Here is a 21,745-nt window from a genome sequence, read left to right as displayed (position 1 = left end):
CGCTGGACCTGCCCTCCCCGCGCGGCTAGTCCCTTGGCCATGAAGCTCATCATCGGCAACAAGGCCTATTCGAGCTGGTCGCTGCGCGGCTGGCTGGCGTGCAAGCAATCGGCGCTTCCCTTCGAGGAGGTCGTCGTGCCGCTCTACGACGCGGAATGGGACCGCCGCCGCGAGGGTGCCGAATTCGCGCCCTCGTCGGGCAAGGTGCCGATCCTGTGGGACGGCGAGGCGGTGGTGTGGGACAGTCTCGCCATCGTCGACTATCTCGCCGACAAGGTCGGCCGCGAGCGCTTCTGGCCCGCCGACGAGGCGGCGCGCGCGATGGCACGGTCGATGGCGGCGGAGATGCATTCGAGCTTCACCGCGCTGCGCCGCAAACATGCGATGAACATCCGTCAGGTCTTCCCGGCAAAACGCCCCGATGACGACGTACTCGCCGATCTCGCACGGATCATGGAATTATGGGCGCAGGCGCGCGCGCGCTGGGGCGGCGGCGGCGACTTCCTGTTCGGCGACTTCGGCGCGGCGGACATCATGTACGCGCCCGTCGTCACGCGGATCATCACCTACCAATTGCCGATCGCGCGCTTCGCCGCCGGCTATATCGATGCGGTGATCCGCCATCCGTTCATGCAGGACTGGATCGCCGGGGCGCAGGAAGAGGATTGGGTCATCGAGCAATACGAGCAGCAACCCGCGTGACCGATGTCGTCGCGCTGACCCAGGCGCTGCTGCGGGCGGAGAGCGTCACGCCGGCGCGCGGTGCGGTGTTCGACGTGCTGGAGGCGGCGCTGGCGCCGATCGGCTTCGCGGTCGACCGGTTCGTCGTCGGTGAGGCGCCGGACGGGCCGGTCGAAAATCTGATCGCGGTGCGCGCGGGCGTCGGGCAGCATCTCGCCTTCGCCGGCCATCTCGACGTGGTGCCGCCGGGGGTGGGCTGGACAGGCCCGCCCTGGTCCGGGGAGGTGCGTGGCGACCTGCTCTACGGGCGCGGCGCGGTCGATATGAAGGGGGCGATCGCCGCCTTCGTCGCGGCGGCGGCGCGTGCGAGCGGACCGACGCTCAGCCTGCTCGTCACCGGCGACGAGGAAGGACCCGCGACCTTCGGAACGCCGGCGCTGATCGAGCGGATGGCGGCGCGCGGCATCGCGCCCGACCTCTGCCTCGTCGGCGAGCCGACCTCGGTGCGCCAGCTCGGCGACATGGTGAAGATCGGGCGGCGCGGCTCGGTCAATATCTGGATCGTCGTGGCGGGGCGGCAGGGCCATGTCGCCTATCCGCATCTCGCCGACAATCCGGCGGGCAAGCTCGCCAAGGCGCTCGCGGCGTTGCAGGACATGGGGCTCGATCATGGCAACGACTGGTTCCAGCCGTCGAACCTCGAGATCACGGATATCGCGGTCGGCAATCCGGCGCATAACGTCATTCCGGCGCGCGCCGAGGCGCGGGTCAACATCCGCTTCAACGACGGCCAGCGTGGCGACGAGCTGATCGAGCGGGTCACCGTGCTGGTGCAGGAACATGCGCCGGGGGCGGTGGTGACCGGCAAGGTGTCGGGCGAGGCGTTCCTCACCGCGCCGGGGCCGTGGACCGCGGTGCTGAGCGCGGCGATCGAGGCGCAGACCGGGCTGGTCGCGGAGCTGTCGACCTCGGGCGGCACGTCGGATGCGCGCTTCCTGTCGCGGCTGTGCCCGACGGTCGAGTTCGGGCTGGTCAATGCGACGATGCATCAGGTCGACGAGGCGGTGGCGGTGGCGGATCTGGAGACGCTGGCGGCGGTCTATGCCGATGTGATCGGGCGGGTTTCTACCCTTTAGCGCCAACATCGAAGCCCCCGTTCGTCATCCCGGCGAACGCCGGGATCCATGGTCACGACGAATGCTCGTCAGCGTAAGACCGACAGCGCCTCGTATCCATGAGTCCCGGCCTGCGCCGGGATGACGATTGGGAGACGATAAGCCGCACGCCGTTACCTCCCCCGCCGCAGCACGATATAGAGCGCGCCCTGCCCGCCGTGGCGCGGGTGCGCGCCGCGGACGGCGGCGATCGCATCGGCGTGGCGCGATGCCGCCAGCCAGTCGGCGATCGCGGCGCGGATCGCACCCCTCGCGTGGGGGCGTTCGCTTTCCGGGCGGGGCGGCTTGCCCGTCACCAGCAGCAGGACGCGCTCGCCGCGCGCGATCGCACGCGACAGGCCGTCGTCGAGCATCGCATGCGCGGAGCTCAAGGTGTGGCCGTGGAGGTCGATCGAACTGTCGGGGCTGACGATGCCGCGGGTCAGCCTTTTGTCCCAGCTGCCGTCCAGCGTGTTCTGGCGCGGCGGCGACGGCGCCGCGACCGGCTTGGCGACCGGCGTGCGCGACGCCATCGCGCGGGTCAGTGCCTTGGAGGGCTTGGTCGCCTTGGGTGGCGGCGGCGCGACGACGGCGGGCGCCGGGCGCGTGGGCGCGGCCACCGCTCGGAGCGGTTTCACCGTCGCCATCACCCGGGCCCAGAGATCGGCCTCGTCAGGGTTGAGCTGGCGCACCGGCCGCTGTCCCATATATCGACGGATCGGGGATGTATCGCTGCGGCTGGCTCCGCGCGAGCGTGCCGACCGGCAGCAGCAGGAAGGCGGTGCCGCGCGCCGCCATGCCGCCCGCGGTCGCCTCCGCCACCGCGCCGGCGCCCCAGAAGGTGTCGAAGCGGTTGGCGCCCTTGATCGCGCCGCCGGTGTCCTGCGCCACCCACAGGCCGCTCGCGTCCTGCCGGTCCATCGACAGGAACACCGGCGCGCCGAGCGGCACGTATTTGACGTCGGCGGCGGCGCTGATCCCGCCGTTGACGACATAGCCCATCGCGCCGACCGGCGGCGTGTCGAGTTCGCGGAAGAAGACGAAGCTCTTGTTCTCCGCCATGATCGCGCGACCTTCCTCGGGATGGGCGCGAAGCCAGGCGACGATGCCCTGCATCGAGGTCTGGCCGGGCTGGAGCAGCCCGCGCGCCTTCATCAACGCGCCGATGCCGGTATAGTCGCGCCCGTTCTGCGTATCGTAGCCGACGCGCATGATCTCGCCATTGGGCAGGCGCAGGCGGCCCGAGCCCTGGATCTGGAGGAAGAACACCGACGCCTCGTCGGCGCCCCAGGCGAGCACCGGCGCCTTGCCGTCGAGCACGCCGGTGTCGATCGCGGCGCGGTCGTAATAAGGCACGAGGTTGCTGCCCTGCACGCGGCCGCGGATCTTCTTGCCCTTGAGCGCATCGCTGAACTTGCCGAGATCGACGTCGATCAGGTCGTTGGGACGGGCGTAGATCGGCACGGTGTAGCCGGCACGGCGCTCGCGCGACGCGGCGATCTCGGGCTCGTAATAGCCGGTGGCGAAGGCCTTGCCGTCGCCGACCTGCACCGCCTCGAAATAGCTGGCGAAGAAGGCGCGCGCGCCACCGCGCGGCACGCCGGCGGCAGCGGCGCAGGCGGGCTGCCAGTCGGTGCCGCGGGTGAGGCCGGAGGCGTCAGTACGGCGCATCAGGCCCGGACAACTGGTGAGGAACGCCTGTCGTGCCGCCTCGGCCTGCGCCTCAGTGATCGGCAGCGTCGCGAGGCTCGGGCCGGGGACGATGCCCGCGGTTGCCGCGGTCGTCGCGCCGGGATTGGCGACGACCGGTGCGGCGGGCAGCGCCGTCGCGCCCTGGATACGGCCGTCGAAGCTGCGGCCGCTGGCGATCTGCTGACCGGGACTGACGGGGCGTGTCGTCGGCCGGCTCGGCTGGCTGACCGGCTGGCGGCCGGGCTGGCGAGGCGGCGCAGCGCCGGTGTCGAGCGGCACGACGCGGCCGCCGCAGGCGCTGAGAGCCAGAGCCAGAGCCAGCGCGATGCTGGCGATTATGCGATTACCGGTCATCCTGATCCCCGTATGTCCGCCTATCGACTGCGGAAAGCTGCGGCTGTGCCGAAGCGGAGGGGTGCCGACAAGGGCCAAGCGGTCGCAAATGCGGTGCGGCGTGTTGGACGACATGGACAAGATGGACACCTTAACGGAAACGATCTCGGGGAATCGTTTCCATTTCTGTGGTGATCCAGAGGTGAGAGGGTCGGCCGGCATGATGGCGGCATAGCAGAGCGCGGCGGGTGTAGGACAGCGGTCGGGGTCGGTCTGGTAGCGGGCGTGGTTCTATATCTGCCTCACGAGCTTTTGTTTGAGCTCGGCGCTTTCCAAGCCCATCCCGTCACCCCGGACTTGTTCCGGGGTCTACTCTGCGGCGAGGGCAAAGGCTTGAAGCGACACCATTCGCTCGTTGCCCGGTGGACCCCGGAACAAGTCCGGGGTGACGAATCTGATGAGGATATCGAGCGACCTTCGTCATCGCAGCCCTGCGCGATAGTCCGCTCCGCCCCCTATTCCTCGTCGGTGTCCGCCAGCTTCCAATTGGGGTCGCGGCTCTTCAGCGTGCGGGCGAAGGTCCAGACGTCGTGCGTTTCGACCGCGTCGGTCAGCGAGCCGGCGATGACATGGCCCTCGGCGTCGCGGGTCACCGCAGCGATATCGGCGTCGAAACGGACGGTGATCCGCGCCTCGCGACCATCGAGCGACGCATCGGCGATCACCGCGCGCTCGATCGAGACCAGACGGTTCTCCAGCGTCTCGCCGGCCTCGCGACGGGCGGCAATCGCTTCGTCGAAGGCATGGGCGACGTCGGGCTCGGCGAGGGTCGCCAGCGTCGCCTCGTCGCCCGCCCAATAGGCTTCCAGCGTCATGCGATAGGCGGATTGCGCGCCGGACAGGAACTGGTTGACGTCGAAGCCCTGCTCACCGGCGATGATCCCCCGCAGGCCAGCCTCGGCACGCGGTTCGATGTTGCGGTTGACCGGCTCGCGCGATTCGGCCGTGGCATCGATCGGGCGCGGCGCCAGGGCGACCGCGGCGGGGCGATCGTCGGCGGCACGCGGCAGCGGCTGCTGTTCGTGGCCGGTGCGTTTGCCGAGCACGCTGTACAGGCGCAGCGCCAGGAACGCCGCCACCATCGCGAGTAAAACTACGTAAAACACCGTGCCTCCGATCTTGATCGATACATAGGCCCAAAACCCCTTCAATTCAAACCGGGGCTTTCGACCCGCGGGCTTTTGAGCCCAGCCCGTTGAAACCCGGTTCGGGCGCTGCTAGGCGCGGGCGCCAAAGGCATCGAACGCCCGACATGCGGCTTCGGTCCCCTTCTTTTTCCGCTTCATTCGAGGATCATTCCCATGGCCGACCAGGACAACGGCACTTCGATCGATACGCAGTCGGCGCTCAACGGCGCGGACACCGCCCCCGCCGCCGGCCTGATCTCGCAATACGTCAAGGATCTCTCGTTCGAGAATCCCAATGCGCCGGGCATCTTCCAGAACGCCAATCCGCCGGCGATCGACGTGCAATTCAACATCGGCACCGCCCAGGTCGGCGAAGAGGTGCATGAGGTGCTGCTGAAGATCGACGTCAAGGCCGAGGTCGAGGGGCAGACCGCGTTCATCGTCGACCTGACCTATGCCGGCCTGTTCGGCCTGCGCAACGTGCCCGCCGATGCGGTGCAGCCGTTCCTGCTCGGCGAAGCCCCGCGGCTCCTCTTCCCCTTCGCGCGCCGCGTGCTCGCCGATTGCGTGCGCGACGGCGGCTTCCCGCCGCTGCTGCTCGAGCCGATCGACTTCGCGCAGCTCTATCTGCAGCAGGCGGAGCAGAACGGCGCCTTCTCGGTCGGCGACGTCGGCCACGCCTGATCCATAAGGCGGGGGGCGCGATCGCGTGAATCTGACCAAGGCGCTCGGCTCGGTGGGCGGGCTGACGCTCGCCAGCCGGGTGCTGGGGCTGGTGCGCGACGCTTTGTTCGCGCGCTTCGTCGGCGCCGGCTTTGCCTCGGATGCGTTCCTGATCGCCTTCCGCCTGCCCAACATGTTCCGCGCCTTGTTCGCGGAGGGCGCCTTCTCGGCGGCGTTCATCCCGATGTTCAACCGCAAGGTGGCCGAAGCCGGGGGCGACGGGCTGCCGACCGGGGTGCGCTTCGCCGAGGACGCGCTGTCGGTGCTGCTGCCGATCCTGATCGGCATGACCGTGCTGATCGAGATCGCCGCCTGGCCGGTGACGTGGCTGCTCACCTGGGGCTTCAACGACGCCTCGCATGACCAGTTCGCCTATGTCGTCCAGCTCTGCCGCCTGACCTTCCCCTATCTGCTGCTGATCAGCCTCGTCTCGCTGCTCGGCGGCATCCTCAATTCGCTGCACCGCTTCTGGGTGGCGGCGGCGGCGCCGATCCTGCTCAACCTGACGCTGATCGTCGCGCTGCTCGTCTTCCACAGCGACCTGCCGCTGGTCACCGCGCGCAACCAGGCGATCGCGGTGACGATCTCGGGCGCGTTGCAGCTTGCCTGGCTCTATTTCGCCTGCCGCAAGGCGGGGGTGCATCTACGCATCAAGGCGCCGCGGCTCGGGCCGGACGTGAAAAAGCTGCTGTCGCTGATCTGGCCCGCCGCGGCGGGCGCCGGCGCGGTGCAGATCAACCTCGTCGTCTCGACCGCGCTCGCCGCCTCGCTGCTCAGCCACGGCTCGGTGACCTATATCTACATGGCCGACCGGCTGAACCAATTGCCGCTCGGGCTGGTGGGGATCGGTCTCGGCACGGTGCTGCTGCCGACGATCTCGCGCCAGCTCGGCAAGGGCGACGAGGCGGCGGCGATGACGACGCAGAACCGCGGCATGGAGCTGGCGCTGTTCCTGACGCTGCCGGCGACGGTCGCGCTGATCGTCTGCGGCGTGCCGATCGTCGCGGCGCTGTTCCAGCATGGCCAGTTCACCGCCGCGGCGGCGCATGCCACCGCACAGGCGCTCGCCGCCTTCTCGATCGGGCTGCCGTCCTACATCCTCGTCAAGGTGCTGACGCCGGGCTATTATGCGCGGTCGGACACCCGCACGCCGGTGCGCTATGCGACGGTGTCGATGGTGGTCAATCTGGTGCTCAACCTGATCCTGATCGTGCCGCTCCAGCATATGGGGCCGCCGCTCGCCACCGCGATCGCGAGTACGGTCAACGTCGCCTTGCTCTATAATACACTGCGCAGGCGCGGGCAGTTCGTGCCCGACGCGCAATTGACGCGACGGGCGCCGCGGCTGCTGGTCGCGGCATTGGTGATGGGCGGGGTGATGTTCTTCCTCAACGACCTGTTCGCGCCCTATGTGTCGGGGAGCAACCTGGCGCGCTGGGGCGCGATGGCGGTGCTGGTCGGGACCGGCACCTTGGTCTATGCGCTCGCCGTGTTCGCGACCGGCGCGCTGCGCCCCGCGGACATTCGTCAGCTCATCCGTTCCAGATAAGGCCCATCATGGCAAAGCGCGTCGTTTCCGGGATCAAGCCCACCGGCAATCTCCACCTCGGCAATTATCTCGGCGCGGTGAAGCAATGGGTCGCGCAGCAGGATGCGATCCAGGCGGAGGGCGGCGAGACGCTCTACTTCATCGCCGACCTCCACGGGCTGACCGAGTGGATCGCGCCCGCCGAGCTGCGCGCCAATACGATCGAGATGACCGCGACGCTGGTGGCGGCGGGGATCGATCCCGACCGCTCGATCCTGTTCAACCAGGCGCGCATGCCCGCGCATAGCGAGATGGCGTGGCTGCTCAACAACGTCGCGCGGGTCGGCTGGCTCAACCGCATGACGCAGTTCAAGGACAAGGCGGGCAAGAACCGCGAGGGCGCGAGCGTCGGCCTATACGATTATCCGGTGCTGATGGCGGCGGACGTGCTGCTCTACAATACGACGCACGTGCCCGTCGGCGAGGATCAGAAGCAGCATCTTGAGCTGGCGCGCGACATCGCGACCAAGTTCAACGGCGATTATGCCACCGAGCTGTTCACCCTGCCCGAGCCGTTGGTCAGCGCCGCGGCGCCGCGGATCATGTCGCTCCGCGATGCGTCGGCGAAGATGTCCAAGTCCAATCCGTCCGAACAGTCGGTGGTCAAGCTGATCGATTCGGACGAGGTGATCGCCGACAAGTTCCGCAAGGCGAAGACCGATCCCGACGTGCTGCCGGCGACCGTCGAGGAACTGGCGGAGCGGCCCGAGGCGCGCAACCTGCTGACGATCTTCGCGGCGCTGGCCGACCGCACGCCGGGCGACGTGCTGGCGGATTATGCAGGCAAGGGGTTCGGCGCGTTCAAGCCCGACCTCGCCGATCTCGCGGTGGCGAAGCTCGGCCCGATCCGCGACGAGATGGTGCGGCTGCTCGACGACCGCGGCGCGATCGACGCGATCCTCGAGAAGGGCGCGGACAAGGCGCGGACACTGGCGGTGCCGGTGCTGCGCCGCGCGCAGGAGGCGATGGGGCTGGTGCTTTAACCTCTCTCCCCTCCCCGCAAGGGAGGAGCTGTCGCATATGGACATCTGCAGGCTTCGGACGACGTTCCAACGCCACCCCGTCACCCCGGACTTGATCCGGGGTCCCACTTCTTCGGACGCGGCGAGGAAGCGGGATGCCGAATCATGTCCGGCATGACGACGATATAAATGCCGTCGCGACACTGCAACTGATCGTCGGCGATAGCCCCTGCAAGGGGGGCGGGTGCGTGTGGCCTGGCGCGCTACCGCTGCTTACGCCTCCAGCTCGCGCATCAGCGTGCGGACGGCGGCGTCGATGTCGCGATCCTGGTCGCGGAGTTCCTCGATCTTGCGGACCGCGTGGATCACCGTCGAATGGTCGCGCCCGCCGAATTTGCGGCCGATCTCGGGCAGCGAGCGCGTCGTCAGGCGCTTGGCGAGATACATGGCGATCTGGCGCGGGCGCGCCACCGCGCGGCTGCGGCGGGCGGAGACGAGGTCGAGCGGCTTCAGCTCGAAATGCTGGCTGACCAGCTTCTGGATCTCGTCGATCGTCACCCGGCGCTGCGAGCCGCGCAGCACGTCGCCGAGCGTCGCCACCGCGAAATCGAGATCGATACTGTCGCCGGTGAGCTGCGCATAGGCGACGACGCGATTGAGCGCGCCTTCCAGCTCGCGGATGTTGGCGTGGATGCGCGCCGCGAGCAGGTCGAGCACCTCGTTGGGGACCTTCGCCTCGGGCAGGTCTGCGAGTTTCCTGTCCAGTATAGTGCGGCGCAACGTGAGGTCGGGCGCCTTGATGTCGGCGACGAGGCCGACCGACATGCGGCTGACGATCCGTGCCTCGACGCCGTCGAGCGCCGTCGGGCAGCGATCGGCGGAGATAACGAGGCGCTTGCCGGCGCTCATGATCTCGTTGACCGTGTGGAAGAATTCCTCCTGCGTCGCGTCCTTGCCGGCGATGAACTGGAGGTCGTCGATCAGCAGCAGGTCGGCGCCGCGCAGGCGCTGCTTGAAGCTGTGCGTGTCGCGCGCGCGCATCGCCGCGACGAAATCAAACATGAAGCGCTCGGCCGACATGCACAGCACGGTCGCGTCGGGATGCGCGGCGAGGAAGGCGTGGCCGATCGCGTGCATCAGATGCGTCTTGCCCTGCCCCGTCCCCGAATGGAGGAACAGCGGGCTGAACCGCGGCACACCGGGTTCGGCAAGCATGCGCGCGGCGTTGAACGCCACGCGATTGGCGGCATCGACGACGAAGCGGTCGAAGGTGAAGCGCGGATCGAGCGGCGGGCGATCGACAGCCGGGCGGAGCGGCGCGGCCACCGCCAGCGGCGCCGGGGCAGGCGCCGGCGCGACGGCGGCGACCGGCGCGGGCGTCTCGGCGACCAGCTTGATCGCGACCGGCGCGGCGATGCGCGTCTCGATCGACACGCCGCGCACGTCGGGCAGCAGCGCGCGGAATTCGAGCAGCAGCCGGTCGGCATAATGGTTGCGGACCCAGTTGGTCATGAACGCCGACGGCAGGCCGAGGCGGATCGATTCGGGATCGCCGTCCTCGATCAGCTCCATCGGCTTCAGCCATTGCTCGAAGAGCCGCGCGCCGGCGGATTCGCGCAGGTTGCAGCGGACGCGAGCCCAGGCGCGTTGCGCCTCAGTCTCCGTCACTGCCGCTGCCTGTCGATCGTTCAACGCATACCCCTTCGTTGCCGAAAGCGACGAAATGTCGCCCGGCGGCCGTATTCAAGACAGACAAATCCCCCTTACGGCCAACGGCCGTCCGGCATGCCCACGCTGTTCAGGTCCCCGACCGCGATGAACATCGCTGCGGTGGAGTCGAGTTATGAAGCCTGGGCCGAGTCGATCAACCCCTCGGCAGGTCACATTGTTGAAATAAACGGGATTGACAGCCCGAAGCCCGCAGAAACGCGTTCGGAAATCTTACAAGCCATTGAAAAAGCTACATTTTCTGCCCGTTTCCGCACGACTGCCCTGAATGCCAGCCAACACGAATCGCGGTGTTCTCCCGCTTTCCCGGTTCGTTCCTTTTGCGCCCGTTCCGGACATCAAAAAACCCGCCGGGACATGCGTCCCGACGGGTCAAAACTCACTGAACGGTAAGGCTTAGGCGAGCGTGCCGACCGCCTTGGTCAGGCGCGAGAACTTGCGGCTCGCGGTGTTCTTGTGGAGGACGCCCTTGGCGACGCCACGCTGCAGCTCGGGCTGCACCGCTGCGAGGGCCGTGTCCGCCGCAGCCTTGTCGCCCGACGCCAGTGCCGCTTCGACCTTCTTGATGAAGGTACGGATGCGGCCGATGCGGTTACCGTTGATTTCGGCGCGGCGATCGTTGCGACGGATGCGCTTCTTGGCTTGCGGCGTATTCGCCATTCGGTACGTCCTTGCGAGTAAATTGGTCGATGTCAGAAGAGGCGCCGGATCACCCTACGCCCTCTCGAAGGCAGCGCCCTTAGCGAAGCCGGGGGTCGGGGTCAACCGTTGCGGGGTGTTTTACCACCGGTTCCTCACCCCGCTCGTCATCCCGGCGAAGGCCGGGACCCATGGATACGGTATGGCCGGCGTTGTACGCTCCACCCGCGTCCCGTGACCATGGGTCCCGGCGTTCGCCGGGATGACGACAGGGGGATCAACTCTTCTGGCATTTCGGGCAGTAGAAGGTCGATCGCCCGCTATCCACCCGGCGTTTGACGGTGCCGCCGCAATGGCAGGGCTCGCCCTCGCGCCCGTAGACGAGGAATTGCTTCGAGAAATAGCCGAGCTCGCCGTCGGGGCGGGCATAGTCGCGCAGCGTCGAGCCGCCGGCTTCGATCGCGGCGAGCAGCACCTCGCGCACCGCCACCGCGAGCCGCTCGAGTCGCGGCAGTGCGATCTGGCCGGCGGCCCGCGTCGGTGCAATGCGCGCGACGTGCAGCGCCTCGCAGACGTAGATGTTGCCGAGCCCGGCGACGATGCGCTGGTCGAGCAGCATCGCCTTGATCGGCGCGGCGCGCGCCTTCAGCGCCTCGCCGAGATAGGCGCCAGTGAAATCCTCCCCCAGCGGCTCCGGCCCCATCGCCGCGAAGGGGGGATAAGCGGCGAGCGCAGCGGTTTCGACGAGATCGAGGAAGCCGAAGCGGCGCGGATCGTTGAGCGCGAGGCTGCGCCCCTCCCCCGTCTCGATGAGCAGATGGTCGTGGGCGAGGCGTTCGGCGGGATCGACCCGCCAGCGGCCGGACATGCCGAGATGGAAGATCAGCGTATCGCCGCGATCGGTGTCGATCATGCCGTATTTAGCGCGGCGGCCGAGCGCGGTGACGGTGGCGCCGGTGAGCCGCTGGCGCAAATCGGGCGGGATCGCCTTGCGCAGGTCGGCGCGGCGCGGCTCGACGAGGGTCAGGCGCTGGCCGGCGAGCACGGGGGTGAGGCCGCGGACGGTGGTTTCGACTTCGGGGAGTTCTGGCACGTCAAACAGCTAGGTTGCGTTTGCCCCGGCCACAAGCGGCGGCTAGGGCGGTGGCATGACCGACACCGCCACCACCGGAACCGTATCCTTCGGCTACGAGGACGTCGCCCCCGACGAGAAGACCGCCCGCGTCGGCGGCGTCTTCTCCAGCGTCGCCAAGAACTACGACCTGATGAACGATGCGATGTCGGGCGGCATGCACCGGTTGTGGAAGGATCGCTTCGTCCGGCGGGTGCAGCCGCAGGAGGGTCAGCAGATCCTCGACATGGCGGGAGGCACCGGCGACATCGCCTTCCGCCTCGCCGCATCGGGCGCGTCGGTGACGGTGGCGGACATCAATCCGGCGATGCTCGAAGTCGGCATGGAGCGCGCCGCCAAGCGCGGCATCGACGGACTGGTGTGGACCGAGGCCAATGCCGAGACGCTGACCTTCCCGGACCGGTTCTTCGACGCCTATACGATCGCCTTTGGCATCCGCAACGTCACCGACATCCCCAAGGCGCTGCGCGAGGCGCATCGCGTGCTGCGCCGTGGTGGCCGGTTCTTCTGCCTCGAATTCTCGACGACGACCTGGCCGGGGTTCAAGGAAGTCTACGACGGCTATTCGCACAAGATGGTGCCGAAGCTGGGGCAATTGCTCGCACAGGACGCCGACAGCTATCGCTATCTGATCGAGTCGATCCGGCGCTTCCCCGACATGCCGACGTTCAAGGGCATGATCGCCGATGCCGGCTTCGTGCGGACCAAGGCGGAACCGATCCTCGGCGGGCTCGTCGCGATTCACTCCGGGTGGAAGATTTGATGGGGTCGTTTGGCGGTTTCGATGCCGCCGCCTCGCAAGACCCGTCACCCCGGACTCGTTCGGGACTTCAGCGACAGTCTGCGATGCTGGTGGATCAGCGCAGTGTTCCTGCGAAAGCAGGAACCCAGGGCCAAGCAGCACAACCCTTTACGGCACTTGGAACCCCTGGGCTCCTGCTTTCGCAGGAGCACTGGCGAAATTCCGCAGCTGTTACGAATTGTTCCGGGGTGACGCGTCGGGTGTGGCAACGGCTTGACTGGCTTGACTGGAGTGCGGCGGCCGGCTCGATCGCCATGCCGTCATGACCGCTTCGGTCGTCCACGTCTGGCGACTCCTGAAATGGGGGCGCATCCTCGCGCGGCATGGGGCGCTGCGCGGGATCGAGCGCGATCCCAATACGCCGGCGCCGGTGCGGCGGCTGGCACGGGTGGCGCGGCTGGGCGCGCGCGTGCCCAAGGTGCCGCGCTATGCCGATGCCTTTCAGGCGATCGGGCCGGCGGCGATCAAGCTCGGGCAGACATTGGCCACCCGGCCAGACTTGGTCGGCGAGGAAGCGACGCAGGATCTGCTGCGGTTGCAGGATCAATTGCCCCCCGTCCCCTATGCGACGATCGCCGCGGCGATGGAGGGCAGCTTCGGCCGGCCGCCGTCCGACCTGTTCGCCAGCATCGAGGAGGAACCGGTCGGCGCCGCGTCGATCGCGCAGGTGCATCGCGCGGTGACCACCGACGGGCGGACCGTCGCGGTCAAGGTGCTGCGCCCCGGCGTCGAGGCGGATTTTACCCGCGCGATCGCCACCTATGAATGGGCGGCGGCGCAGCTTGAGGGGATGAGCATCGAGGCGCGGCGGCTGCGGCCGCGGCTGACGGTGGAGAATTTCAAGCGCTGGACCGCGCGCGAGCTCAACTTCCGGCGCGAGGCGGCGTCGGCGTCCGAACTCGCCGAGTCGATGACCGCCGAGCCCGATTTCGTCGTGCCGGCGATCGACTGGCAGCGCTCGACCGCGCGGGTGCTGACCGTCGAATGGATCGACGGAATCAAGCTGTCGGACCGCGCCGCGCTGGTCGCGGCGGGCTACGACCTGCCCAAGCTGGCCAATACGCTGGTGCAGGCGTTCCTGCGGCAGGCGATCGCGGAAGGCTTCTTCCACGCCGACATGCATCAGGGCAATCTGTTCGCCTTGCCCGGCAACCGCATCGCGGCGATCGACTTCGGCATCATGGGCCGGATCGACCGGCGCGCGCGGGTATGGCTGGCGGAGATCCTCTACGGGCTGATCACCGGCAATTACCGGCGCGTCGCCGAAATCCATTTCGAGGCGGGCTATGTGCCGAGCCATCACAATGTCGCCGAATTCGCGACGGCGCTGCGCGCGGTCGGCGAGCCGATGCGCGGGCTGCCGGTCAAGGACATGTCGATCGGGATGATGCTCGACGGGCTGTTCTCGATCACGCGCGACTTCGACATGGTGACGCAGCCGCATCTGCTGCTGTTGCAGAAGACGATGGTGATGGTCGAAGGGGTCGCGACGCGGCTCGATCCGGACATCAACCTGTGGGAATCGGCAGCGCCGTTCGTGCGCGAATGGATCCGCACCGAGCTGGGGCCGGAAGCGGCGATCGCCGACCGGCTGATCGCCGACGTCAAGACGATCGCCGGCCTGCCCGAGCTGATCCGGCGGATCGAAGCGCGTTATCCCGCACCGGGCGGCGAACCCCCTGCCCCGCCGCTGCGCGAGATCGAGGTGGTGCGGATCGGCGGCGGCTGGCGCTATGCCGCGGTCGCGGCGGCCAGCGCGGCGGCGAGCGTCGCCGCGACCTGGCTGGTCGTCCACTGAGGCGATGATGCGGCGCGTCCCCGCCTCGTTGTGGCTGGCGCAGCCGTCGCGGTTCGCCGGACTGGCGCCGCGCAACGCCGCGGCGGCGCTGGTCGCGCTGGCGCTGCTGCTGCTCGCGTGCCTGCTGGTCTTCGCCGCGCCCGTCCCGCCGGCGGCGAGCGGCGATGCCGCGCAGCGTAGCGACGATCAGGCCGACGTCGTGCTGTACGAGACGATCGTCGCCAACGTCCGCCACGGCGGCGATTATTATGCCACCGCGGCGGATGCGATGCGCGCGGGAGATTACCCGCTCAAGCCGTTCGTCACCTTCCGCCTGCCGACGCTGGCGATGGTGCAGGCGGCGGTGCCGCATGCGATCGTGGTGATCCTGCTCTACCTGCTCGCCGCGGCGGTGGCGCTTGCCTGGTATCGGCGGCTGGCGCCGGCGTTCGCGCGGCCGCCGCCGCGGATCGTCGCGATGGTGCTGCTCGCCGCCGGACTGATGGCGTTCGTGCAGCGCGACCTCCTCGCCTTCCACGAAATCTGGGCGGGGTTGCTGATCGCGCTGTCGCTCGGCGTGCATCGCGACGGGCAGTGGCTGCCTGCGGTCGCCTTCGGCCTGTCGGCGGCGCTGATCCGCGAGACCGCGGGGCTGTATCTGCTGCTGATGGCGATCCTGGCGCTCGCCGGCGGCGACCGGCGCGAAGGCGCGGCGTGGATCGCCGCGGGGGCGATCCTCGCGCTGGCGCTGGCGGCACATGCGCATGCGGTGGCCGAAGTGGTCGGGCCGCTCGATCCGCAGTCGCCGGGCTGGTCGGGGCATCTCGGCTTCGGCTTCTTCGTGCGGACGATGACGCTGTCGACCGCGCTGATGATCGTGCCGCTCTGGCTCGCCGCGCCGCTGGTCGGACTGGCGCTGTTCGGCTGGGCGGCGTGGCGCGACGTGCTGGGGCTGCGCGTGCTGGTGGTGATCGCCGCTTATGCCGCGGTGCTGAGCGTGTTCGGGCGGGTCGATACCTTCTATTGGGGGCTGCTGGTGGCGCCGTTGCTGCTCGTCGGCCTCGTCTTCGTGCCCGATGGCGCGCGCGACCTGCTGGCGGCGGTGAGCGACCGGCGGCGGATCACGGTGAAGAGGATCGTTCGATGACGCGTATCCTGCTGATCGTCGGCGGCGGCATCGCCGCCTATAAGGCGTGCGAGCTGATCCGGCTGCTGCGCCGGCGCGGTTATGCGGTGCGCTGCGTGATGACGGAGGGCGCGAGCCATTTCGTCACGCCGATGACGCTCGCCGCGTTGAGTGAGGACCAGGTCTATACCAGCCTGTGGGATCTCAAGGACGAGGCGGAGATGGGGCATATTCAGCTCAGCCGGCAGGCCGATCTGGTCGTCATCGCGCCCGCCACCGCCGATCTGCTGGCGCGGATGGCGGGGGGCATCGCCGACGATCTGGCGACGACGCTGCTGCTCGCCACCGATACGCCGGTGCTGGCGGCGCCGGCGATGAACGTGCGGATGTGGCAGCATGCGGCGACCGTCCGCAACGTCGCGCAGCTGCGCGCCGACGGCATCACCATCGTCGAACCCGACGAAGGGGCGATGGCGTGCGGCGAGTTCGGTCCCGGCCGGCTGCCCGAGCCCGAGGCGATCGCCGCGGCGGTCGACCGCATGCTCGCGCCGCGCGCGACGCCGCTCGCGGGCCGGCACGTGCTGGTCACCGCGGGGCCGACGCACGAGCCGATCGATCCGGTGCGCTATATCGCCAACCGCTCGTCGGGGCGGCAGGGGTTCGCGATCGCCGGCGCGCTCGCCGATCTCGGCGCGACGGTGACGTTGGTCGCCGGGCCGGTGACGCTCGCCACCCCGGCGGGGGTACGGCGGGTCGACGTCGTCACCGCGGCCGAGATGGCGGCTGCGGTCGCGGATGCGCTGCCCGCCGATGCGGCGGTGATGGTCGCCGCGGTCGCCGACTGGCGGGTCGCCGCCGCGCCGCATAAGGTCAAGAAGGGCGACGCGCCGCCGGCGCTGGTGCTCGCCGAGAACGAGGATATCCTCGCGACGCTGGCGCATGGGCCGCGCCGGCCGCGACTGGTGATCGGCTTCGCCGCCGAAACCGAGCGCGTCGTCGAACAGGCGGTCGCCAAGCGGTTGCGCAAGAACGCCGACTGGATCGTCGCCAACGACGTGTCGGGCGACGTGTTCGGCGGCGACGCCAACACCGTGCACCTCGCCACCGCCGACGGCGTCGAACATTGGGAGCGTTTGCCCAAGGCCGACGTCGCGCGGCGGCTGGCGCAACGGATCGCCGAGACGCTGTCCGGTTCTTGATCTGTTCGCGCAGGCAGGCTAGCCCTGCGCCATGAGCCAAGCCATCGCCATCCGCCTCCACCGCCTGCCGCATGGCGAGGGGCTGCCGCCGCCCGCTTATGCGACCGCGGGTGCGGCGGGGATGGACGTGGTGGCGGCCGAGGCGCTGACGCTGGCGCCGGGCGCGCGCGCGGCGGTGGCGACCGGCTTCGCGATCGCGATACCGGAGGGCTATGAGGTGCAGGTGCGCCCGCGCTCGGGTCTGGCGATCAAGCACGGCATCACCTGCCTCAACACGCCGGGCACGATCGATTCGGACTATCGCGGCGAGGTGAAGGTGATCCTCATCAACCTCGGCGAGGCCCCCTTCGCGATCGCCCGCGGCGAACGCATCGCCCAACTCGTCCCCGCCCCGGTTCAGCGCGCGACGCTGGCAATCGTCGACGCGCTCGACGATACCGACCGTGGAAGCGGAGGGTTCGGATCGACCGGCCGATGATCACAGCAATTCTCCTGGCAGCCCAGCTCGCCGGTGCATCGCCCATGCCGATGCCGCCGCAGGACTGGAGCGCGCTGCATCCATTGCCCTACAGCCGCGATCCCGACGATGGCGCCAATCTGTCGAGCTTCGTCCGCGCCGAGGTGAAGGCGGGGCGGTGCAACGCCGCGACGCCGTCGCCACAGGGCTATGTGCTCAAGGTCGATCTCGCGGTGCTGGTCGGTGCCGGCGGCCAGCCCAAGCGGGTGGTGCCGCGGGCGATCGCCTGCCCCTCCGTCGAGCAATATGCCGCGGGCCTCGTCTCCAGCATGGCGCGCGGCAATATCGCGCCCGGCGTGGCGGATGCCGATACCTGGTATCGGACCAGCCTCACCTTCTCCTGGTCGGCGTGACGCTCTCCGACGGGGAACTGACCCGTTACGCCCGGCACATCGTCCTGAAGGAGGTCGGCGGCGCCGGTCAGCAGCGTTTCGCCGCGGCGCATGTCGTGGTGATCGGCGCCGGCGGAATCGGATCGCCGGCGATCCCCTATCTCGCCGCGGCGGGCATCGGGCGGCTGACGATCGTCGACGACGACCATGTCAATCTGTCCAACCTGCAACGCCAGACGATCTATGCCACCGCCGAGATCGGCGCGGGCAAGGCGGAGACGGCGGCGGCGGCGGCGCGGCGGCTCAACCCGCATGTCGCCGCGGTGGCGCGACCGATACGCGTCGACGCCGGCAACGTCGCTGCGCTGCTCGCCGATGTCGACGTGGTGCTCGACGGTTGCGACAATTTCGCGACGCGGCTGATCGTCGCCGATGCGGCTTATGCCGCGCGGGTGCCGCTCGTATCGGCGGCGATCGGCCAGTTCGACGGGCAATTGGGGGTGTTCCGCGGCTGGGAGCCGGGCAAGCCCTGCTATCGCTGCTTCGTCGGCAGCGATCCCGACCGGCCCGGCGCGACCTGTGCCGAGGACGGCGTGCTGGGGCCGATGGCGGGGGCGATCGGCAGCCTCGCCGCGCTGGAGGTGCTGCGCGCGATCCATGCCTTCGGCGAGGACAGCGCCGGCAAGCTGCTGCTCGCCGATACGCTGTCGCTGCGCTTCCGGACGCTGACGCTGCCGAAGGACCCCGGCTGCCCGACCTGTGGCTTAGCCCGAAATTAAGCGACGGGCGCTAGTTAGCCGGCATGACCAGCGCCAGCCGCCCCAGGATCCTCACCGTCTTCGGCACCCGCCCCGAGGCGATCAAGCTGTTCCCCGTCGTGCGGGCGCTACAGGCGGCGGGCGGCATCGAGACGGTGACCTGCGTCACCGCGCAGCATCGCGGGCTGCTCGACCAGGTGCTCGCCATCGCCGGATTGACGCCCGACATCGACCTCGACCTGATGGAGCCGGGCCAATCGCTCGATCGGCTGACCGCGCGGTTGCTCACCGGGCTTGGCGAGGTGATCGACCGGGTGCGGCCCGACCGCGTCGTCGTCCAGGGCGACACCGCGACCGCGATGGTCGGTGCGCTCGCCGCCTATTATCGCAAGATCCCGGTCGCACACGTCGAGGCGGGGCTGCGCTCGGGCGACATTTACCAGCCCTGGCCCGAAGAGGTGAACCGGCGCATCGTCGCGCCGATCGCCGATCTGCATTTCGCACCCACCGCCACCGCCGCGGCGGCGCTGGCGCGCGAGAGCGTCGCCGCGGGCGTCCATGTCACCGGCAATACGGTGATCGACGCGTTGCTCTGGACGCGCGGTCGCATCGCCGAGACGCCGGCGCTGGCCGGCGATCTCGATCCGCTCGCGGCGCGCTTCGCGGGCAAGCGCATCGTCCTCGTCACGACGCATCGCCGCGAGAATTTCGGTGACGGCATGGCGGCGATCGCGCGGGGGATCGCGCGGATCGCGGCGCGCGACGATGTCGCGGTGATCTTCCCGATGCACCCCAATCCCAATGTCGGCGCGGTGATGGACGAATGGCTGGGCACGCCGGACAATGTCGCGCGGATCGCGCCGCTCGACTATCCGCATTTCATCCGGGCGCTCGAACTGTGCGACCTTGCGCTGACCGATTCGGGCGGTGTGCAGGAGGAGGCGCCCGCGCTCGGCAAGCCGGTGCTGGTGATGCGCGACACCACCGAGCGGCCCGAGGGCGTCGCGGCGGGCACCGCGCGCTTGATCGGCACCGACGAAGACCGCATCGTTTCCGAAGTGTTCACGCTTCTCGATGACAAGGCTGCCTATTCCGCCATGGCACGCGCCCACAATCCGTTCGGCGACGGCCAGGCCAGCACCCGGATCGCAAGGATCATCGCCGATGATTTCGGACTCTGAACTCAAGGTCGTCGTTCTCGGCCTCGGCTATATCGGCCTGCCGACCGCGGCGGTGATCGCGCGGACGGGGGCGAAGGTGCTCGGCGTCGACGTCACCGAATCGGTGGTCGAGACGGTCAATTCTGGGCGCGTGCATATCGAGGAGGTCGATCTCGACGGCCTCGTCTCCGGCGTGGTCGCGCGCGGATCGCTGCGTGCGTCGACGCGGATCGAGCCGGCCGACGTCTTCGTGATCGCGGTGCCGACCCCGTTCGGCGAGGATCATGCGCCCGATATCGCCTATGTGCTGCAGGCGGCAACGACGATCGCGTCGGTGCTCAAGCCGGGCGACGCGATCATCCTCGAATCGACCTCGCCGGTCGGCACCACCGAACGGGTGCGCGACCTGCTCGCCGAGCTGCGTCCCGATTTGCGCGTACCCGGCCGCGCCGGCGAGGCGGCCGATATCGCGATCGCGTATTGCCCGGAGCGCGTGCTGCCCGGGCGCATCCTCGTCGAGCTGATCGATAACGATCGCGTCATCGGCGGTATCACGCCGCGCTGCGCGCGCAAGGCGCTGACCTTCTACCGCCGCTTCGTGCGCGGCGCCTGCGTCACCACCACCGCGCGCGCGGCGGAGATGACCAAGCTGACCGAGAATGCCTTTCGCGACGTCAACATCGCCTTCGCCAACGAACTCAGCCTGATCGCCGATACGATGGGGGTCGACGTGTGGGAGGTGATCCGCCTCGCCAACCGTCATCCGCGCGTCAACATCCTGCAACCGGGGCCGGGCGTCGGCGGCCATTGCATCGCGGTCGATCCGTGGTTCCTCGTCCATGCCGATCCCGCCAACACGCCGCTGATCCGCACCGCGCGACTGGTCAACGACGGCAAGACCGATCATGTCGTCGCGCAGGCGAGCGCGCTGATCGAGGCGCGGCCCGGCGCACCGGTCGCCTGCCTCGGCCTCGCGTTCAAGGCGAACATCGACGACTTCCGCGAGAGCCCGGCGCTCAAGGTCGCGGTCGCGCTGGCCGAGCGGTTCGGTGAACGGGTGCGGATCGTCGAACCCTATGCGGGGACGCTGCCCAAGGCGTTCGACGGCACCGGCGCGACGCTGATCGACATCGACGGCGCGATCGAATGCTGTCCGATCATGGTCGTGCTGGTCGATCACGACGTGTTCCGCTCGGTGCCGATCGAGGAACGGCGCGACAAGGCGGTGCTCGACACGCGCGGGATCTGGCCGGATCAACCTGCGGTCGCCTCGCCGGTACAGGATGTGCTACGGCTGGTCGGCTAGCCACTTTCACGCGGGGTTCAGGCTGTTGCGGCCAGACCTGCGCGGGTATACCTGCCATTCGGCACGATCGACGGGAATCCATGCTCAAGAAGCTGCTCAACGCGCGCCGTTCCACGGCAACGCCGCTGACCGCCATTCCGGAAGGCGAACGCGTCTATGCGATCGGCGACGTCCACGGTTGCGCCGATCTGCTCGATCAATTGCTTGCCCGGATCGAAGCGGACGACCGGGCGCGCGATCCTGCGCGCACCACGATCGTCTTCCTCGGCGACCTCGTCGACCGCGGCCCGGCGTCGGCGGCGGTGATCGAGCGGCTGCGGCTGCTCGCGGCGGAGCGGCCGGATACGCGCTTCCTGCTCGGCAATCACGAGGAGGTGTTCCTCGAATCGCTCAAGGGCGAGCCCAAGGCGCTGCGCATGTTCTGCCGGATCGGCGGGCGCGAGACGATCATGAGCTACGGGCTGGACGCCGCCGATTATGACCGGATGGACTATGAGGAGCTGCATGCCGCGATGCGCGTCCGCGTGCCCGCCGAGCATCAGGCGTTCCTCGAATCGTTCGAGGATATGGTGACGATCGGCGACTATGCCTTCGTCCATGCCGGCGTGCGGCCGGGTACCGATCTTGCCGCGCAGCGCGGCGCCGACCTGCGCTGGATCCGCAACCCCTTCCTCGATCACGATCGTGCGCTCGACAAGATGGTCGTCCACGGCCATACGATCAGCGCCGGGCTCGACGAGCAGGTCCATCGGATCGGTGTCGATACCGGGGCTTATGAGACCGGCGTGCTGACCGCTTTGGGTTTGGAAGGTACGGCGCGCTGGACGGTGCAGGCGACCCGCGCGGGCTGACCGGCGGCGGGAACGTGTGGCGTCGCGGCAACGGTCGCCGGCCATTCCGAAACCGGGCGGTTAAACTGTTGTCGCGCCTATATACTTCTGCCATGCAA

The 21,745-nt window shown here is 68.9% G+C and carries 22 protein-coding genes; 16 read left to right on the top strand and 6 right to left on the bottom strand.

Annotation, left to right across the window (positions count from 1 at the left end; all coding sequences use genetic code 11):
* The first annotated feature begins 39 nt into the window (after positions 1-39).
* Together AC07UH_RS06590 and dapE are read left to right on the top strand one after the other, a co-directional pair.
* Positions 40-702 carry a glutathione S-transferase gene (locus tag AC07UH_RS06590; RefSeq protein ID WP_495180419.1) on the top strand — a complete coding sequence of 221 codons (663 nt, stop codon included), beginning with the start codon at positions 40-42 and terminating at the stop codon, positions 700-702.
* A complete protein-coding gene (dapE, locus tag AC07UH_RS06585; protein WP_495180420.1) occupies positions 699-1,817 on the top strand; it encodes a succinyl-diaminopimelate desuccinylase in 1,119 nt (372 codons plus the stop codon). Before AC07UH_RS06590 ends, dapE begins: the two co-directional genes overlap by 4 nt.
* 152 nt (positions 1,818-1,969) lie before the next feature.
* Here dapE and AC07UH_RS06580 read toward each other — a convergent pair whose 3' ends face one another.
* The 3 genes from AC07UH_RS06580 to AC07UH_RS06570 all read right to left on the bottom strand — a co-directional run bounded on the left by AC07UH_RS06580 (position 1,970) and on the right by AC07UH_RS06570 (position 5,026).
* Entirely contained in the window at positions 1,970-2,482 is a 513-nt protein-coding gene (locus AC07UH_RS06580; protein WP_495189931.1) for a Smr/MutS family protein, read from the bottom strand.
* 25 nt (positions 2,483-2,507) lie between these two features.
* A complete protein-coding gene (mltA, locus tag AC07UH_RS06575) occupies positions 2,508-3,881 on the bottom strand; it encodes a murein transglycosylase A (RefSeq protein WP_495180422.1) in 1,374 nt (457 codons plus the stop codon).
* A 494-nt stretch (positions 3,882-4,375) separates the two neighbouring features.
* On the bottom strand, positions 4,376-5,026 hold the full coding sequence (locus AC07UH_RS06570; RefSeq protein WP_495180423.1) for a Tim44/TimA family putative adaptor protein: 651 nt from the start codon (positions 5,024-5,026) through the stop codon (positions 4,376-4,378).
* 195 nt (positions 5,027-5,221) lie between these two features.
* Here AC07UH_RS06570 and secB point away from each other — a divergent pair, with 195 nt between their 5' ends.
* The 3 genes from secB to trpS are packed head-to-tail and all read left to right on the top strand — an operon-like array spanning position 5,222 to position 8,341.
* Positions 5,222-5,731, top strand: a complete 510-nt coding sequence (secB, locus tag AC07UH_RS06565; RefSeq protein ID WP_038658797.1) for a protein-export chaperone SecB — start codon at positions 5,222-5,224, stop codon at positions 5,729-5,731.
* 25 nt (positions 5,732-5,756) lie between these two features.
* Complete coding sequence (murJ, locus tag AC07UH_RS06560; protein WP_495180424.1) at positions 5,757-7,319, top strand: murein biosynthesis integral membrane protein MurJ; 1,563 nt, start codon at positions 5,757-5,759, stop codon at positions 7,317-7,319.
* Positions 7,320-7,327: 8 nt separating this feature from the next.
* A complete protein-coding gene (trpS, locus tag AC07UH_RS06555; protein WP_495180425.1) occupies positions 7,328-8,341 on the top strand; it encodes a tryptophan--tRNA ligase in 1,014 nt (337 codons plus the stop codon).
* Between the two features lie 252 nt (positions 8,342-8,593).
* Here trpS and dnaA read toward each other — a convergent pair whose 3' ends face one another.
* Positions 8,594-10,012, bottom strand: a complete 1,419-nt coding sequence (gene dnaA / locus AC07UH_RS06550; protein ID WP_495180426.1) for a chromosomal replication initiator protein DnaA — start codon at positions 10,010-10,012, stop codon at positions 8,594-8,596.
* Between the two features lie 93 nt (positions 10,013-10,105).
* Between dnaA and AC07UH_RS06545 the strand changes: the two genes are divergently transcribed.
* The gene (locus tag AC07UH_RS06545) at positions 10,106-10,441 is read left to right on the top strand and encodes a hypothetical protein (RefSeq protein ID WP_495180427.1); all 336 of its coding nucleotides are present in this window, start codon (positions 10,106-10,108) and stop codon (positions 10,439-10,441) included.
* A gap of 3 nt (positions 10,442-10,444) precedes the next feature.
* Here AC07UH_RS06545 and rpsT read toward each other — a convergent pair whose 3' ends face one another.
* Positions 10,445-10,708: a 30S ribosomal protein S20 gene (gene rpsT / locus AC07UH_RS06540; RefSeq protein ID WP_038658785.1), complete on the bottom strand. Its 264-nt coding sequence runs from the start codon at positions 10,706-10,708 to the stop codon at positions 10,445-10,447.
* A gap of 256 nt (positions 10,709-10,964) precedes the next feature.
* Positions 10,965-11,780, bottom strand: coding sequence for a bifunctional DNA-formamidopyrimidine glycosylase/DNA-(apurinic or apyrimidinic site) lyase (gene mutM / locus AC07UH_RS06535; RefSeq protein ID WP_495180428.1), 816 nt, complete (start codon positions 11,778-11,780; stop codon positions 10,965-10,967).
* A 55-nt stretch (positions 11,781-11,835) separates the two neighbouring features.
* Between mutM and AC07UH_RS06530 the strand changes: the two genes are divergently transcribed.
* The 10 genes from AC07UH_RS06530 (at position 11,836) to AC07UH_RS06485 (ending at position 21,647) form a co-directional block, all read left to right on the top strand.
* Positions 11,836-12,582, top strand: a complete 747-nt coding sequence (locus tag AC07UH_RS06530; protein ID WP_038658779.1) for a class I SAM-dependent methyltransferase — start codon at positions 11,836-11,838, stop codon at positions 12,580-12,582.
* Positions 12,583-12,883: 301 nt separating this feature from the next.
* Entirely contained in the window at positions 12,884-14,419 is a 1,536-nt protein-coding gene (ubiB, locus tag AC07UH_RS06525) for a 2-polyprenylphenol 6-hydroxylase (protein ID WP_137898066.1), read from the top strand.
* Positions 14,420-14,426: 7 nt separating this feature from the next.
* Positions 14,427-15,545, top strand: coding sequence for a hypothetical protein (locus tag AC07UH_RS06520; protein WP_495189929.1), 1,119 nt, complete (start codon positions 14,427-14,429; stop codon positions 15,543-15,545).
* Complete coding sequence (gene coaBC / locus AC07UH_RS06515; protein ID WP_495180430.1) at positions 15,542-16,723, top strand: bifunctional phosphopantothenoylcysteine decarboxylase/phosphopantothenate--cysteine ligase CoaBC; 1,182 nt, start codon at positions 15,542-15,544, stop codon at positions 16,721-16,723. The genes AC07UH_RS06520 and coaBC overlap by 4 nt, the downstream gene beginning before the upstream one ends.
* Positions 16,724-16,754: 31 nt before the next feature.
* Positions 16,755-17,201: a dUTP diphosphatase gene (gene dut, locus AC07UH_RS06510; RefSeq protein WP_038658771.1), complete on the top strand. Its 447-nt coding sequence runs from the start codon at positions 16,755-16,757 to the stop codon at positions 17,199-17,201.
* Positions 17,198-17,593 (top strand): hypothetical protein, encoded by a 396-nt coding sequence (locus tag AC07UH_RS06505; protein ID WP_495180431.1) that lies wholly within the window; start codon positions 17,198-17,200, stop codon positions 17,591-17,593. Before dut ends, AC07UH_RS06505 begins: the two co-directional genes overlap by 4 nt.
* Positions 17,590-18,351 (top strand): HesA/MoeB/ThiF family protein, encoded by a 762-nt coding sequence (locus AC07UH_RS06500; RefSeq protein WP_495180432.1) that lies wholly within the window; start codon positions 17,590-17,592, stop codon positions 18,349-18,351. The genes AC07UH_RS06505 and AC07UH_RS06500 overlap by 4 nt, the downstream gene beginning before the upstream one ends.
* A 23-nt stretch (positions 18,352-18,374) precedes the next feature.
* The gene (gene wecB, locus AC07UH_RS06495) at positions 18,375-19,511 is read left to right on the top strand and encodes a non-hydrolyzing UDP-N-acetylglucosamine 2-epimerase (protein ID WP_038658762.1); all 1,137 of its coding nucleotides are present in this window, start codon (positions 18,375-18,377) and stop codon (positions 19,509-19,511) included.
* Positions 19,495-20,796, top strand: coding sequence for a UDP-N-acetyl-D-mannosamine dehydrogenase (gene wecC, locus AC07UH_RS06490; RefSeq protein WP_495180433.1), 1,302 nt, complete (start codon positions 19,495-19,497; stop codon positions 20,794-20,796). Before wecB ends, wecC begins: the two co-directional genes overlap by 17 nt.
* A gap of 80 nt (positions 20,797-20,876) precedes the next feature.
* On the top strand, positions 20,877-21,647 hold the full coding sequence (locus tag AC07UH_RS06485; protein WP_137898074.1) for a metallophosphoesterase family protein: 771 nt from the start codon (positions 20,877-20,879) through the stop codon (positions 21,645-21,647).
* Positions 21,648-21,745 lie beyond the last annotated feature (98 nt).

The organism is Sphingomonas sp. GW821-FHT04B01 (assembly GCF_059420425.1).
This window is presented reverse-complemented; position numbering and strand designations above follow the sequence as displayed.

Bases quoted from the DNA above. Each gene is read 5' to 3' on its own strand.
- AC07UH_RS06590 (WP_495180419.1), top strand. From the start codon at position 40: ATGAAGCTCATCATCGGCAACAAGGCCTATTCGAGCTGGTCGCTGCGC.
- AC07UH_RS06580 (WP_495189931.1), bottom strand. From the start codon at position 2,482: ATGGCGACGGTGAAACCGCTCCGAGCGGTGGCCGCGCCCACGCGCCCG.
- mltA (WP_495180422.1), bottom strand. From the start codon at position 3,881: ATGACCGGTAATCGCATAATCGCCAGCATCGCGCTGGCTCTGGCTCTG.
- secB (WP_038658797.1), top strand. From the start codon at position 5,222: ATGGCCGACCAGGACAACGGCACTTCGATCGATACGCAGTCGGCGCTC.
- trpS (WP_495180425.1), top strand. From the start codon at position 7,328: ATGGCAAAGCGCGTCGTTTCCGGGATCAAGCCCACCGGCAATCTCCAC.
- AC07UH_RS06545 (WP_495180427.1), top strand. From the start codon at position 10,106: ATGCCCACGCTGTTCAGGTCCCCGACCGCGATGAACATCGCTGCGGTG.
- rpsT (WP_038658785.1), bottom strand. From the start codon at position 10,708: ATGGCGAATACGCCGCAAGCCAAGAAGCGCATCCGTCGCAACGATCGC.
- AC07UH_RS06530 (WP_038658779.1), top strand. From the start codon at position 11,836: ATGACCGACACCGCCACCACCGGAACCGTATCCTTCGGCTACGAGGAC.
- ubiB (WP_137898066.1), top strand. From the start codon at position 12,884: ATGACCGCTTCGGTCGTCCACGTCTGGCGACTCCTGAAATGGGGGCGC.
- AC07UH_RS06520 (WP_495189929.1), top strand. From the start codon at position 14,427: ATGCGGCGCGTCCCCGCCTCGTTGTGGCTGGCGCAGCCGTCGCGGTTC.
- coaBC (WP_495180430.1), top strand. From the start codon at position 15,542: ATGACGCGTATCCTGCTGATCGTCGGCGGCGGCATCGCCGCCTATAAG.
- dut (WP_038658771.1), top strand. From the start codon at position 16,755: ATGAGCCAAGCCATCGCCATCCGCCTCCACCGCCTGCCGCATGGCGAG.
- AC07UH_RS06505 (WP_495180431.1), top strand. From the start codon at position 17,198: ATGATCACAGCAATTCTCCTGGCAGCCCAGCTCGCCGGTGCATCGCCC.
- wecB (WP_038658762.1), top strand. From the start codon at position 18,375: ATGACCAGCGCCAGCCGCCCCAGGATCCTCACCGTCTTCGGCACCCGC.
- wecC (WP_495180433.1), top strand. From the start codon at position 19,495: ATGATTTCGGACTCTGAACTCAAGGTCGTCGTTCTCGGCCTCGGCTAT.
- AC07UH_RS06485 (WP_137898074.1), top strand. From the start codon at position 20,877: ATGCTCAAGAAGCTGCTCAACGCGCGCCGTTCCACGGCAACGCCGCTG.